General features: G+C 67.7%; 12 protein-coding genes. 2 read left to right on the forward strand and 10 right to left on the reverse strand.

Features of this window, described 5'->3' with window-relative positions; genetic code table 11:
- Both GH681_RS23690 and GH681_RS11545 read left to right on the forward strand, forming a co-directional pair.
- Positions 1–281 (forward strand): hypothetical protein (locus tag GH681_RS23690; RefSeq protein ID WP_228111882.1); only part of this gene is annotated, 281 nt, incomplete at its 5' end.
- A 175-nt stretch (positions 282–456) separates the two neighbouring features.
- Positions 457–2,259 (forward strand): TRAP transporter large permease subunit, encoded by a 1,803-nt coding sequence (locus tag GH681_RS11545; protein WP_153161631.1) that lies wholly within the window; start codon positions 457–459, stop codon positions 2,257–2,259.
- Between the two features lie 4 nt (positions 2,260–2,263).
- Here the strand turns inward: GH681_RS11545 and moaE are convergent, their stop codons facing one another.
- The 10 genes from moaE to odhB form a co-directional block, all read right to left on the reverse strand.
- On the reverse strand, positions 2,264–2,737 hold the full coding sequence (moaE, locus tag GH681_RS11550) for a molybdopterin synthase catalytic subunit MoaE (protein WP_153161632.1): 474 nt from the start codon (positions 2,735–2,737) through the stop codon (positions 2,264–2,266).
- 33 nt (positions 2,738–2,770) lie between these two features.
- On the reverse strand, positions 2,771–3,025 hold the full coding sequence (gene moaD, locus GH681_RS11555) for a molybdopterin converting factor subunit 1 (RefSeq protein ID WP_153161633.1): 255 nt from the start codon (positions 3,023–3,025) through the stop codon (positions 2,771–2,773).
- Positions 3,026–3,032: 7 nt separating this feature from the next.
- The gene (glp, locus tag GH681_RS11560; RefSeq protein ID WP_153161634.1) at positions 3,033–4,256 is read right to left on the reverse strand and encodes a gephyrin-like molybdotransferase Glp; all 1,224 of its coding nucleotides are present in this window, start codon (positions 4,254–4,256) and stop codon (positions 3,033–3,035) included.
- Positions 4,253–4,747, reverse strand: a complete 495-nt coding sequence (mobB, locus tag GH681_RS11565) for a molybdopterin-guanine dinucleotide biosynthesis protein B (protein ID WP_153161635.1) — start codon at positions 4,745–4,747, stop codon at positions 4,253–4,255. Before mobB ends, glp begins: the two co-directional genes overlap by 4 nt.
- Positions 4,744–6,111, reverse strand: a complete 1,368-nt coding sequence (locus tag GH681_RS11570; RefSeq protein ID WP_228111883.1) for a hypothetical protein — start codon at positions 6,109–6,111, stop codon at positions 4,744–4,746. Before GH681_RS11570 ends, mobB begins: the two co-directional genes overlap by 4 nt.
- Before the next feature lie 358 nt (positions 6,112–6,469).
- Positions 6,470–8,428 (reverse strand): ATP-dependent DNA helicase, encoded by a 1,959-nt coding sequence (locus GH681_RS11575; RefSeq protein WP_153161636.1) that lies wholly within the window; start codon positions 8,426–8,428, stop codon positions 6,470–6,472.
- Positions 8,429–8,437: 9 nt separating this feature from the next.
- Positions 8,438–9,226 (reverse strand): hypothetical protein, encoded by a 789-nt coding sequence (locus tag GH681_RS11580; protein WP_153161637.1) that lies wholly within the window; start codon positions 9,224–9,226, stop codon positions 8,438–8,440.
- 6 nt (positions 9,227–9,232) lie between these two features.
- Complete coding sequence (gene zapE, locus GH681_RS11585; RefSeq protein WP_153161638.1) at positions 9,233–10,345, reverse strand: cell division protein ZapE; 1,113 nt, start codon at positions 10,343–10,345, stop codon at positions 9,233–9,235.
- Between the two features lie 102 nt (positions 10,346–10,447).
- The gene (gene lpdA / locus GH681_RS11590) at positions 10,448–11,869 is read right to left on the reverse strand and encodes a dihydrolipoyl dehydrogenase (protein ID WP_153161639.1); all 1,422 of its coding nucleotides are present in this window, start codon (positions 11,867–11,869) and stop codon (positions 10,448–10,450) included.
- An 81-nt stretch (positions 11,870–11,950) separates the two neighbouring features.
- Positions 11,951–13,135 carry a 2-oxoglutarate dehydrogenase complex dihydrolipoyllysine-residue succinyltransferase gene (gene odhB / locus GH681_RS11595; protein ID WP_153161640.1) on the reverse strand — a complete coding sequence of 395 codons (1,185 nt, stop codon included), beginning with the start codon at positions 13,133–13,135 and terminating at the stop codon, positions 11,951–11,953.
- Positions 13,136–13,163: the final 28 nt, after the last annotated feature.

Consider the following 13,163-nt stretch of genomic DNA (forward strand, 5'->3'; position numbering starts at 1 on the left):
TACTCGCCGCGGTGCTCCAGCACCATGCGCACCGCACGCTCGCGCACCTCAGGGGAAAACTTGTTCGATTTGGTCATGGCTCAATCCTCTCAGAGTATTGGGCCTCCACCAAATCCGGGGCGGTTCAGTCCGACCTACAACTTGAGCAGGTTCAAGTCCGACTTGAATCGGTTCAACCCGAACTTGCGACCGTTCAAGTCGGACTTGAACCGGTTCAACAAAAACCTGGGATGTCCCAAGTAAAACTTGAACAAGTTCAAGTCGGACTTGAACCCACCTAAGTCCGACTTGCGGTCACGCACCAACAAGGTGAAGTGGTTCAAGTCCTACTTGAAGTCACTCAAATCGGACTTGAACGATTTCAAGTCTGACTTGAGCGGGCTCAAGTCCGGGATCAACCCACGATCCCGCCCCCTCACCCACCCTCAACACGCCCCCCGCCCGAACAGCCCACCCATGCGCCGACTGCCCTTCGACGAAGCCATCGCCTCCGCCGCGCTGCTGCTGATGACCCTGATCCCGCTGGTGGAGATCGCCCTGCGGCCGCTGCACAACATGGGCATCGCCAACGCCCCGATGATCGTCCAGCACCTGGGGCTGGTGCTCGCCATGGCCGGCGCGGTGCTGGCCGAGCGGGGCAACCACCTCACCAGCCTGGGCAACAGCTTTGCCAGCGCCCGCAATCCGGCCGTGCGGCACGCCGCAAACCTCTTCGCCAAGGGCAGCGCGGCGGTGCTGTGCGGGATGCTGGCCGAAGCGAGCTGGCAGTTCGTCGCCAGCGAGATGGACGCCGGCCGGCTGCTGGCCTACGGCCTGCCGGTATGGACGATCCAGGCCCTGATGCCCGTGGGCTTCGTGGTGCTGGGGGTCAAGCTGGGGAGCCGCTGCGCGAGCGGGCTGGCACTGCGCATCGTGCTGGGCGTGGCCCTCACCGCCGCCGGCTACGCCTTTGCCCGGCACTTCGACGGGGCCGAGTTGCCCCTCGCCCCCTTCGCCATCGGGCTGGTGCTGGCCCTGCTGGCCGGGGCGCCGATCTTTGCGGTGCTGGGTGGGCTGGCCCTGGCGCTGTTCTGGTCCGAAGGCCAGCCGCTGGCGTCGGTGCCGCTCTCCCACTACCAGATCACGGTGAATCCCTCCCTGCCGGCGCTGCCGCTGTTCACCCTGGCCGGGTTGATCTTTGCCCGCAGCGGTGCCGCCGTTCGGTTGGGCGCGTTGTTTACCGCCAGCTTTGGCGGCGGCGCCATCGGCTCGTCGATTGCCGCGGCGCTGTTGTGTTCGTTCTTCACCGCCTTCACCGGCGGCAGCGGCGTCACCATCCTGGCCTTGGGCGGCCTGCTGCTGCCGCTGCTGAAGGACGCCGGCCTGCCCGAGAAGCGCGGCATCAGCCTCGTCACCAGCGCTAGCGCCCTGGGCGTGCTGCTGGCCCCGTCGGTGCCCCTCATCATGTACGCCATCATCGCCCGGGTGCCCATCAACACCATGTTCCTGGCCGGCGTGCTGCCGGCGCTGGTGATGGTGTTCTTCCTGCTCACCGTGGGCGGCTACCTGCGCCGGGACGGCATCGCCCAGGTGGAGCGCCCGAAGGCCGACTTCACCGCCGCCCGCAAGGCGGCCTGGGCGGCCCGCTGGGAGATCCTCGCCCCGGTGGTGGCCATCGGTTCGCTGGCCAGCGGCCTCGCCACCCCCACCGAAAGCGCGGCGCTCACCGCCGCCTACGCCCTCCTCACCCAGTCCATCGCCCACCGGGAGCTCGACGGGCCGCTGCTGCGCCGCTGCCTGGCCGACTGCGCCCAGGTGATCGGCGGCGTGATGCTGATCCTCGGCATGGCGCTGGGCCTTACCAACTATCTGGTGGATGCCGGCATTCCCGATGCGGCGGTGGAATGGGTCCAGGGCGCCCTGCCCAACCGCTTCGCCTTCCTGGTGGCGCTCAATGTGTTTTTGTTTGCGGCCGGTGCGCTGATGGAGATCTACGCCGCCATCGTGGTGCTGGTGCCGCTGCTCCTGCCGGTGGCGGTGAGCTACGGCATCGACCCGGTGCACTTCGGGGTGATCTTCCTGGCGGTGATGGAGATGGGCTTCCTGTGCCCGCCGGCGGGGATGAACATCTTTTTCGCGTCGGCGATGTTCGGCAAGCCGATCCGCGAAGTGGCGGCGTCGGTGCTGCCAGCCCTGGCGGCGATCTTCCTGGGTGCGCTGGCGATCTCGGCGCTGCCGTGGCTGGCGACGGGCTTGCCGGGGTGGGTGATGGGCGGCTGAGGGCTCAGCCGGCCGGCGCCTCCCAGCGGGCGGCGGCCGAATCGTCAGCCTCCCGCGCATCCACCCAGCGGCCGCCTTCCGGGGTGTCTTCCTTCTTCCAGAAGGGCGCGCGGGTCTTCAGGTAATCCATGATGAACTCGCAGGCGGCGAAGGCGTCGCCCCGGTGGCTGCTGGCCACGCCCACGAACACGATGCGCTCGCCAGGCGTGAGGCGGCCGAAGCGGTGGATGACCCGGGTGCCGAGCAGCTGCCAGCGGCTGCCGGCATCCAAGACGATGGCCTCCAGTGATTTCTCGGTCATGCCCGGGTAGTGCTCGAGGGTCATGGCCGACACTTCGCTGCCCTCCCCCGCCAGCTTGTCGGCCCGCACGAGGCCGACGAAGCTGGCCACCGCGCCCACGTCGTTACGACCGGCGGAGAGCGCGGCAATCTCTGCGCCGACATCGAAGTCGGCTTCCTGCACGCTGACGGAATTCATGGTGGGCCTCGGTGGTGGTGGTGGATGGATGAATTAGCCGCCGGTGACGGGCGGGAAGAAGGCGATCTCGTCCCGGTCGGCCACGGCGGTGTCGGCGCCGGCCATCTCCTGGTTGATCGCCATCCGCACGTTGCGGCCCACATCCAGCGCCTCCCACGCGCCGCCGCGCTTGGCGAGGTGGGCACGCAGGTCGCCCAGGGTGGCGATGGTGGCCGGCAGGGTCAGCGTCTCGTGGGAGTAGCCGAGGGTTTCACGGAGGCTGGCGAAATATAGAACCTTGATGCTCATGACGCGCTTACGAAAGAAGTTCGGAATAAGGAATGAAGCGGACCAGATCGCCCGCGGCAACCGGCTGGCCGGCCGGGTTATCCACGAGGCCATCGGCCCACACGGTTGAGGTGAGGACGCCCGGGCCCTGGTTGGGGAAGAGGTCGACCTTGCCTTCGACACCGATGCGCGCACGCAGGAACTCCCGGCGGCGGTCCGGCTTGGTCCAGTTGAAGCCGGCCGGCAGCGGAATCGACCGGGGCAGGCAGTCGGCCACGCCCATCGAACGCAGCACGAAGGGCCGCACCAGCAGCAGGAAGGTGACGAAGCTCGACACGGGGTTGCCAGGCAGGCCGATGAAGGCCGCGCCCTCGCCGCCGGCGGGATCGTTCACCTGACCGAAGGCCACCGGCTTGCCGGGCTTCATGGCGACGAGCCACAGGTCGAGCCGGCCTTCGGCCTGCACCGCCGGGCGCACGTGGTCTTCTTCGCCCATGGACACGCCGCCGCTGGTGACGATCAGATCATTGGCCGCAGCGGCGCTCCGCAGGGCGGCGCGGGTGGCATCCAGGGTATCGGGCACGATGCCCAGGTCTTCCACCTCGCAGCCGAGGGCTTCGAGGAGGCCGCGCAGCACGTAGCGGTTGGAGTTGTAGATGGCGCCCGGCGGCAGCGGCTCGCCGGGCATCACCAGCTCGTCGCCGGTGGAGAACAGCGCCACCTTGAGGCGCCGGAACACCGGCAGCGTGGCGCAGCCCACCGACGCGGCAAGGCCCAGCATCTGGGGCGTGAGGCGCACGCCGGCGGAAAGCACCGTGGAACCCAGCGCGATGTCTTCGCCGGCGCGGCGGACCCACTCGCCCGCGCGGGGTACGTGGTCGATGGTCACGCTGTTGCCGTCGGCGGTGCACAGCTCCTGCATCACGATGGCGTCGGCGCCATGGGGCACCGGGGCGCCGGTGAAAATGCGCGCGGCGGTACCACGGGCCAGGGTGTGGCCGACGCTGCCGGCGGGGATGCGCTGGGCCACGGTGAGGCGCGCGCCGGGAGCGGTCACGTCGGCGGTGTTCACCGCGTAGCCGTCCATCGACGAGTTGTCGAGGGGCGGCACGTTGAGGGACGACACCTGATCGACGGCCAGCACACGGCCGAGGGCTTCGGCGGTGGGCACCTGTTCGATGGCGGAAACGGGCTTGGCGGCAGCCAGCAGCGCCGCCCGCACGTCGTCGAAGGGACGCATGGGATTGCTCATATCAGGCCCTGGTGTTGGAGGATGAAATCGGCCACGGCGGCCGGATCGTTGAGGTCTAGGCGCGGCAGCGGCGCGTCGAGGGGCACATCCGTGGCGATCGCCACTATGGCCGGGTTGTCGGGGTACTGCAGCGGCTTGCCCACCGCCGGGCGATGGACTTCGAGCTTGGGGATCTGCACGGCCTTGAAACCCTCGACCAGCACCAGATCGCAGGGCGACAGACGCGCCAGCTGGGCGTCGAGATCAGGCTCGGGCTCGCCGCGCAGTTCGTGCATCAGCACCCAGCGCTCGTCGGAGATCAGCAGGATCTCGCTGGCACCGGCCTCCCGGTGGCGCCACGAATCCTTGCCCGGCTTGTCGATGTCGAAGCCGTGGTGGGCGTGCTTGATGACCGACACCTTGAGGCCGCGGCGGGTGATCTCGGGGATGACCTGCTCGATCAGCGTGGTCTTGCCCGAGCCGGACCAGCCGGCAAATCCGAAAACCTTCATGCTGCTCCTTCGTGGCCGCAGGGCACCGCCAGCACCGGGGCGAAGCCGCCGCCGGGGGTGCGGAAATTGGTGGTCTGGCCGCGATAAAGCCGTGCGGTGACCAGTTGGACCTCGCCCCGATAGACGTAGTTGCGCAGGTCCATCTTGAGCGCCACGGCCTCGCCGCCCACCGACAGGCGCCGCTCGGAGGGCGGCACGAGGGCCTGGGCGATGTAGTCGCCGGCGATGATTTCGTCGAAGACGCGACGGGTGAGCTTGTCGCCCCGATACGCGCCGCGGCTGCCAAAGCCGCTGGCCGGCTTGAAGAACAGACTGCGGCGACGGGCCCAGAAATCCGCCGCCTGCCCGGCCGTGACGGCCTCGGTGCGCGGCACGCCGGCGGTGATCACCGCGATGTCGGCTTCCGCCGCGCCCATCCGGCGCAGGGCGTCGGGGTTGGAGAGCAGCACCAGGTTGCGCTTGTCGGCGTACAGGGCGTGGGCGCGGGGGTGCGGCGTGATGACCGCCGAGCCGACCAGCCAGGCTTCCCGCAGCGCGCGGCTGGCGGGGGCGTCGAAGGAGAAGTCGGTGAGGCGGTTATAGACCAGATCCACCCGTTGACCATGCAGCATCAGCCCGTCGGCGGTGTGCGCCAGCTCGGACGGATCGCAGATCCACGCGGCCACGCCGTGGCGCTCGAACAGCCGCTGGAAGAGCAGGAACTCGGGCAGCAGGTACTGGCCCTGGGGCGCCTCGTCGACGATGGCGACCGTGGTGAGCGGCGCATCGCCCCGCTCCGCCCGCCATTCGGCCTGGAACATCTCGAAGAACACCCGCTCCAGATCGCCCGAGGCGTGGCCCTGCATGGCGCTCATGGCCTCGGCCACCTCGTCGCAGCACGCGCGCTGGGCGCGGCCGAGGATGGCGGCGAGCAGCCCGCCGCCGGCGTTGGTGTTGATCTCGATGAGCTGGGGGCCAGCATCCGAGAGATGGAAGTCGTAGCCGAGGAATACGCCGGATGCGCGGGTGGCGTGGCGGGCGGAGTCCGGCGCGTGGGCCAGCACCGCGTCCTGCCAGCCGGGCAAGGGCACCACGCGGTGGATGGCGGCAATCAGATCGGCCATCTGCTGCACGTGCGCGGCCGACACGAAGGCCATGGATTCGGCAAACAGGTGCGGGCGCGACTCGGCGATCATCGCCTGCAGCGCCCCGTCCCGCGGGTCGCGGGCGAGCGCGGCCACCAGCGCCTGACGGTCCAGCGACACGCACTGGCAGCCGGCGTTGAGGGCTTCGGCGGCGTCGACGCAGTCGTGCCCGGCGTTACCGGCCAGGCGGGCGATGAGGGCGGAGGGCGACGACAGCGCGTTGGCGTTCGGATCGGTCAAGGACGGCATCGGAGCAAGGTGTCAGGCGCGGGATTGTAGCAGCGGGGGCCGGCGCCGCGCCGGATGGACCGGCCAGCCCCGCAAGCAATAAAGACTCGTGCACGAACAGTGGCCGCTTGCGCGCGAATCGTGGAGCGTTGCCCGCAAGCGGCGGACATTCGACCGCAAGCAGTTGCCGCTTGCACGCGAGTGATTTTTGCTCGTGAGCAAATGAAATCCGTTTGCGCGCAAGCAAAAATCACTTGCGCACGAATGGCTGCGGCTTGCGCGCAAATCCGTTTTACTCGCGGCCAAGCAAATTTTCCTTGATCGCGAATCGGCTTTGCTTGCGCGCGAACAAATACAGCGCGTGGGTGGGTCAACCCTGCCGCGCGGCCGGCGGCGGCAGATCCTCGAGGAAGGCCACCACCTCGGATTCGACCTTGCTGCGGGTCATGGGCGGGAGGCTCTGCCACACCCGGCGGCCGTAGGGCTTGGTGAGCATGCGCGGGTCGCAGATGGCGAGCACGCCCTTGTCGCGCTCGGTGCGGATCAGCCGGCCGGCGCCCTGCTTGACGTTGATGACCGCCCGCGGGAGCTGGTATTCCATGAAGGGGTTGCGGCCGGATTTGTTCATGTGCTCGATGCGCGCGGCGAGCACCGGGTCGTCGGGCGGGGCGAAGGGCAGCTTGTCGATGACCACCACCGACAGGGCATCGCCCGGCACATCGACACCTTCCCAGAAGCTCTGGCTGGCCACCAGGATGGCGTTGCCGAGCCGGCGGAAGCGCTCCAGCAGTTCGGTGCGCGAGCCTTCGCCCTGGATCAGCAGAGGCAGGTCGAGCTTGTCCCGCTCCAGCGCATCGGCGATCAGCTCGTGGATGCGCCGCATGGCGCGCAGCGAGGTGCACAGCACGAAGGTGCGGCCCTGGGCGGCGCGGATCAGGGGAATCGCCACCTTGGCAACCGCATCCGGGTAATCCGGGCTGTTGGGCTCGGGCATGTTCTGGGGCGCGTACAGCACCGCCTGGGCCGGGTAGTCGAAGGGCGAACCCCACACCGCGGTCTCGATGGGCGGCTCGACCCAGTTGAGGCCCAGCTCGCGGCAGTAGTGGCCAAAATCGCGCCCCACCGCCAGGGTGGCGGACGTGAACACCCAGGCCCGCGGGTGGCCGTCCATCTGGCGCTTGAAGATCGAGGCGATGGACAGGGGCGTGGCGTTGAGGGCGAGGGTCTGGCTGAACACCTCGACCCAGCGCACCCAGTCGGTGCCCTCCGGCACCTGCCAGCGGGCCAGGCGCTGCTGGATCTCCTGGGTACGGCGCAGGCAGTTGGCGAGGCCCTCGGAGCGCTCGGCCTGGGATTCCACCAGCGTGCAGAAATCGGTGAGCTCGGCATCGAGCGCGTCGACGGCTTCGTGGAACTCCTTGTTGTCGGCGAGCTGGGCGTAGCCGAAGCGGGCGTTTTCGGCCTGCACCGACAGGCGCAGATCCCGCGCGGCTTTTTCGAGCTTGCGGGTGGCTTCGATGAGGGCGAGGCAATCCCGGGCGGCGGCGACCGTCTCGGAGCGCGTGTCGCGGGCGAGCTCCAGCAGCTGGGCGGTGGACACGCTCTCGCCGAAGAACAGGCTGGCGGTTTCGGGCAGCTGGTGGGCTTCGTCGAAGATCACCGCGTTGCACGAGGGCAGCAGCTCGCCCATGCCTTCGTCGCGGAGCATCACGTCGGCAAAGAAGAGGTGGTGATTGACCACCACCACGTCGGCGTCCATCGCGGCGCGGCGGGCGGCGGCGACGAAGCATTCCTTGATGTTGGGGCATTCCTGCCCCAGGCAGTTGTCCCGGGACGAGGTGGCGAACATCCAGGCGGCGGCATCCTCGGGCACCTCGGGGCACTCGGCCTTGTCGCCGCTCTGGGTGATCTCCATGAAGCGGCCGATGGCGCGCAGGTGCCCGGCGTCCTCGGGAGTGGTGAAGCGGCCATCCACCAGATTGCGGGCCAGGTGGTAGTGGCACACGTAGTTGGCCCGGCCCTTGAGCAGCGCCACGCCCACCGGCACCTTGAGGGCGGCGCGGATGGTGGGCAGATCGCGGTTGAAGAGCTGGTCCTGGAGGGTTTTGGTGCCGGTGGAGATGATGACCTTGCCGCCGTTGAGCAGTGCGGGCACCAGATAGGCGTAGGTCTTGCCGGTGCCGGTGCCGGCCTCGGCCACCAGCACGCCGTTCTCCTTGAGGGTGTGGGCGATGTGGGCGGCCATCTCCAGCTGCTGGGGGCGCGGGGAGAAACCGGGGATCGCCGCGGCGAGGGGGCCGTCGGCGGCAAAGGCTTGTTCTACGTTCATCGGGGAAATCTATTCGAGGGCGTCCACGCGCAGCCACACCTGGCCATCGACGCGGCGGGCACCCTGGGCGTAGCCGCCGGTGCCGTAGCGGGTGGTCTGGCCGGTGACGGCGCTGCCACCGAGGGGAATCCAGCTGCCAAGGGCGCCGCTGACGGTGGTGGCGAGGCGCGACGATTCGACCGCGCCACCTTCGCCGATGCGTTCCATCGACGGGCTGATCTCGATCGTCACCTGGTTGCCGACCACCTGCGGCGCGGCAAGAAAGCCGGTGCCCACATCCATGTAGCGCACCGAATCCACCTGAACCCCGCCGCCGGGCGCGGCGCGCCATTCGCGGAACATCAGCGGCAGGGACTGGCCGACCTGGATCAGCGCCCTGCCCCCTTCGACCACCTGCACCTGCTGGCTCACGTCGTCGCGCTGCTCGCTGCTGCCGGCGCCACCGCGGATGATGACGCGGCTGTTGCCGGGCGCCAGCCGGCCGTCCACGCCCAGGCCGCCGCCGGACGCTTCGCGAACCTCACCCTGGCGCACCGACACCACCAGCCGGCGCAGCGGCGTATCCAGGGCGGTGATGGCCGCGCGGAGCTCGGCGAGGTTGCCCGGCGAGACCCGCAGCAGGATCTTGTCGTTCATGCTGCTGATCGCCCCGCCCTGCTCCACCGTCGGACGCAGGCTGGGGACGATCTGCTCCGCCGGGCGATGCCGCAGCGGAATGATCGTGAGGCCGTAGTCAGCCGCTGCCGGCTGCGCCAGCACGGCGCACGCAACGAGGACGCAGACGGCGGATCGGCGCATCGGGCGTCAGTCGACCCGGTGGGCTTCGGCGAGGTAATCGCGGGAGCGCATCTCGATCAGGCGGCTTACGGTACGGTGGAACTCGCTGGCCTGACGGCCTTCCACGTAGAGGTCGTAGGCCTGGCATTCGGCGCTCACCAGCAGCTTGACCCGGTGGTCGTAGAGCACGTCCACCAGCCACGTGAAGCGGCGCGCCTCCGAGGCCATCGCCGCGCTCATCTTGGGCACGCGGGAGAGGATCAGCGTGTGGTGCTCGCGGGCGATCTCGAGGTAGTCGTTCTGGGAGCGGTTGCCGCCGCACAGGGTGTCGAAATCGAACCAGATCACGCCAGCAGCGCGGCGCACCACCTTGAGCTTGCGCTCCAGCACCTCGATCTCGCCGGGCTCGCCCTTGGTGCCGGCGATCTGCTCGAAATCCTTGGCGAGATGCTTGTCCGCGGCGTCATCCGCCGGCACCAGGAAGGCGTCCATCTGCTCCAGGGTGCGCAGGCGGTAGTCGGTGCCGTGATCCACCTCGACCACGTCGAAGCGGCGCTTGATCATCTCGATGGTGGGCAGGAAGTTGATCCGCTGCAGGCCGTTGGGGTACAGGCCGTCCGGCGGGTAGTTCGAGGTCATCACGAAGATGGTGCCGCGGGCGAACAGCGCGTCGAGCAGCCGGCCGAGGATCATCGCGTCGGCGATGTCCGACACGTGGAACTCGTCGAAGCACAAGAGGCGCGTCTGGCGGGCGATGCGGTCGGCCACCTTCTGCAGCGGATCGGGCTCGTTGTTGAGGTTCTTGAGGTCGTTCTGGACTTCCTGCATGAAGGCATGGAAGTGCACCCGGCGCTTGCGCTGATAGGGCACCGAGTCGAAGAAGCAGTCCATCAGGAAGCTCTTGCCGCGCCCCACGCCACCCCAGAAATACACGCTGCGGGGCTGCTTGGGCCGGGACAGCAGCTTGCGGATGGTGCCGCGCCGCGCCGCCTTGAAGGCCACGAGTTCGGAATACAGCCCCTGCAGACGCTGGGCCGCCGCCCGCTGGGCGGGATCGGACTTGAAGCCGCGCGCCTTGAGGAGCGACTCGTAGGCTTCGATCATGCCGTTCTCGGCAACTTTAAGGATTCGGTGCGGCATGGTGATGATTCGGTAAAACCAATGGGATCGGGGGCGGGCAGGCATTTTACCGCCTGACCGCCCCCGGCTGAAGACTGGCCGACCCGAAGGCCGGCCGCTTCATCAGAAGTGCAGCGGACGCTTGTCCACCGCCAGCGCTGCTTCGTGCACCACTTCCGACAGGGTCGGGTGGGCGTGGCAGATGCGGGCGAGGTCTTCCGAGGCGCCGGCGAACTCCATGGTCACAACGGCTTCGCCGATCAGCTCGGACGCGTTGGAACCAATGATGTGCACGCCGAGGATACGGTCGGTGTTGGCATCGGCGATCATCTTCACGAAACCGGCCGGGGTGCCGGCACCCAGCGCACGGCCGTTGGCCATGAACGGGATCTTGCCGACCTTGTAGGCGGCGCCTTCGGCCTTGAGCTGTTGCTCGGTCTTGCCGACCCAGGCGATTTCCGGCGAGGTGTAGATGACCCAGGGGATGGTGTCGAAGTTGGTGTGGCCCTTCTGGCCGGCCATGGTTTCGGCCACGGCAACGCCCTCTTCCATCGCCTTGTGGGCCAGCATCGGGCCGCGCACCACGTCGCCCACCGCCCAGACGCCAGGCAGGTTGGTCTGGTTGTGGCCGTCCACGTCGATGAAGCCACGCTCGTCGATCTTGAGGCCGACCGCTTCGGCGTTGAGGCCGGCGGTGTTGGGCACGCGACCGACGGAGACGATCAGGCGGTCGAACTCGGCCTTCTGGGCGCCATCCTTGGTTTCGTACTCGACGGTGACCGACTTCTTGCCGACGGTGACCTTGCCGACCTTGACGGACAGCTTGATGTCGAGGCCCTGCTTGGTGAACAGCTTGAGGGCTTCCTTGGCCACGTCCTGGTCGGCAGCGCCGAGGAAGGAATCCATGGCTTCGAGGATGGTGACTTCGGAGCCGAGACGGTTCCAGACCGAGCCCATTTCCAGACCGATCACGCCGGAGCCGATCAGGCCGAGACGCTTGGGCACGGAATCGATGTCGAGGGCGCCGATGTTGTCGCACACCAGCTTGTTGTCCACCGGGATGCCCGGCAGGTGACGGGCGGTGGAGCCGGTCGCCACGATGACCTGCTTGGCCTCAACGACTTCCTCGCCGACCTTGACCTGCCAGCCGCCGTCGGTCTTGGCGACGAAGGAACCGTGACCAGCCAGGAAGGTGACCTTGTTCTTCTTGAACAGGCCCTTGATGCCGGCAGTCAGCTGCTCGACGATCTTGGACTTGCGGCCGATCATCTTGGCCACGTCGATCTTCGGCGTGCCAACGCTGATGCCCTGCTCTTCGAAGGCGTGACCGGCTTCTTCAAACAGGTGCGAGGTGTGCAGCAGCGCCTTGGACGGGATGCAGCCCACGTTGAGGCAGGTGCCGCCCAGGCGCGGTTCGCCCTTCGGGTCGGCATAGGGATTGGATTCGGCGCAGGCCGTGTTGAAACCGAGTTGCGCGGCGCGGATCGCTGCCACGTAGCCGCCGGGGCCACCGCCGATAACCAGAACATCGAATTGCTTCGCCATGTGTGTTCTTCCTTGTTCGGATTGAAACAAGGCACGGCAGCGACAGGAATCCTGCCGCGGCCGTGCCTCGGGTCAGTTAGATCAGACTTCCAGCAGCAGACGGGACGGATCTTCCATCGCTTCCTTCATGGTCACGAGACCCAGCACGGCTTCGCGGCCGTCGATGATCCGGTGATCGTAGGACATGGCGAGGTAGTTGATCGGACGGACCACGACCTGACCATTTTCGACGACGGCACGGTCCTTGGTGGCGTGGATGCCCAGGATCGCAGACTGCGGCGGGTTGATGATCGGGGTGGACATCATCGAACCGAACACACCACCGTTGGAGATGGAGAAGGTGCCACCGGTGAGCTCTTCGATGGAGATCTTGCCGTCCTTGGCCTTCTGGCCGTATTCGGCGATCTTCTTCTCGATGTCGGCGATGGACATCTGGTCGGCATCACGCAGGATCGGCACCACCAGGCCACGGGGCGAACCGACGGCGATACCGATGTCGATGTAGCCGTGGTAGATGATGTCGTTGCCGTCAACCGAGGCGTTCAGGATCGGGAACTTCTTCAGGGCAGCAACCGCGGCCTTGACGAAGAAGCCCATGAAGCCCAGACGCACGCCGTGAGCCTTCTCGAATTTCTCGGCGTACTGCTTGCGCAGGGCCATGACCGGCGCCATGTTGACTTCGTTGAAGGTCGTCAGGATGGCGTTTTCGTTCTTCGACTGGATCAGGCGCTCGGCGATACGGGCGCGCAGACGGGTCATCGGAACGCGCTGCTCGGCACGGTCGCCGGTGGCCACGGCAACCGCCGGGGCGGCAGCGGCGGCGGCAGGCTTGGCCTGGGCAGCAACGGCATCTTCCTTGGTCACACGACCGCCACGGCCGGAGCCGGCGACGTCGGCGGCAGCAATGCCCTTCTCGTCGAGGATCTTGCGGGCGGACGGGCTGGCGGCGGAAACCGGCGCAGCAGCGGCAGCAGCCGGGGCAGCGGCCGGAGCGGCAGCGGCAGCCGGAGCGCCGGCAGCGGCCTTGGCTTCGGTGTCGATGGTGGCGATGACTTCACCGGAGGTCACGGAGTCGCCGCCGTTCTTGACGATCTTGACGAGCACGCCATCGGCCGGTGCCGGGGTTTCCAGCACGACCTTGTCGGTCTCGATGTCGATCAGGTTCTCGTCGCGGGAAACAGCGTCGCCTTCCTTTTTGTGCCAGCTAACCAGCGTGGCTTCGGAGACGGACTCGGACAGTTGCGGCACTTTGACTTCGATCAGCATGTTTTCTCCCTTGTGTTCAGTTCGGCAT

Source organism: Zoogloea sp. 1C4, from assembly GCF_009469605.1.
GTDB lineage: Bacteria > Pseudomonadota > Gammaproteobacteria > Burkholderiales > Rhodocyclaceae > Zoogloea > Zoogloea oryzae.

Excerpts from the sequence above, each read along its gene's own strand:
- GH681_RS11545 (WP_153161631.1), top strand. The coding sequence starts at position 457 with ATGCGCCGACTGCCCTTCGACGAAGCCATCGCCTCCGCCGCGCTGCTG.
- zapE (WP_153161638.1), bottom strand. The coding sequence starts at position 10,345 with ATGCCGCACCGAATCCTTAAAGTTGCCGAGAACGGCATGATCGAAGCC.
- odhB (WP_153161640.1), bottom strand. The coding sequence starts at position 13,135 with ATGCTGATCGAAGTCAAAGTGCCGCAACTGTCCGAGTCCGTCTCCGAA.
- moaE (WP_153161632.1), bottom strand. The coding sequence starts at position 2,737 with ATGAATTCCGTCAGCGTGCAGGAAGCCGACTTCGATGTCGGCGCAGAG.
- GH681_RS11580 (WP_153161637.1), bottom strand. The coding sequence starts at position 9,226 with ATGCGCCGATCCGCCGTCTGCGTCCTCGTTGCGTGCGCCGTGCTGGCG.
- moaD (WP_153161633.1), bottom strand. The coding sequence starts at position 3,025 with ATGAGCATCAAGGTTCTATATTTCGCCAGCCTCCGTGAAACCCTCGGC.
- GH681_RS11575 (WP_153161636.1), bottom strand. The coding sequence starts at position 8,428 with ATGAACGTAGAACAAGCCTTTGCCGCCGACGGCCCCCTCGCCGCGGCG.
- mobB (WP_153161635.1), bottom strand. The coding sequence starts at position 4,747 with ATGAAGGTTTTCGGATTTGCCGGCTGGTCCGGCTCGGGCAAGACCACG.
- lpdA (WP_153161639.1), bottom strand. The coding sequence starts at position 11,869 with ATGGCGAAGCAATTCGATGTTCTGGTTATCGGCGGTGGCCCCGGCGGC.
- glp (WP_153161634.1), bottom strand. The coding sequence starts at position 4,256 with ATGAGCAATCCCATGCGTCCCTTCGACGACGTGCGGGCGGCGCTGCTG.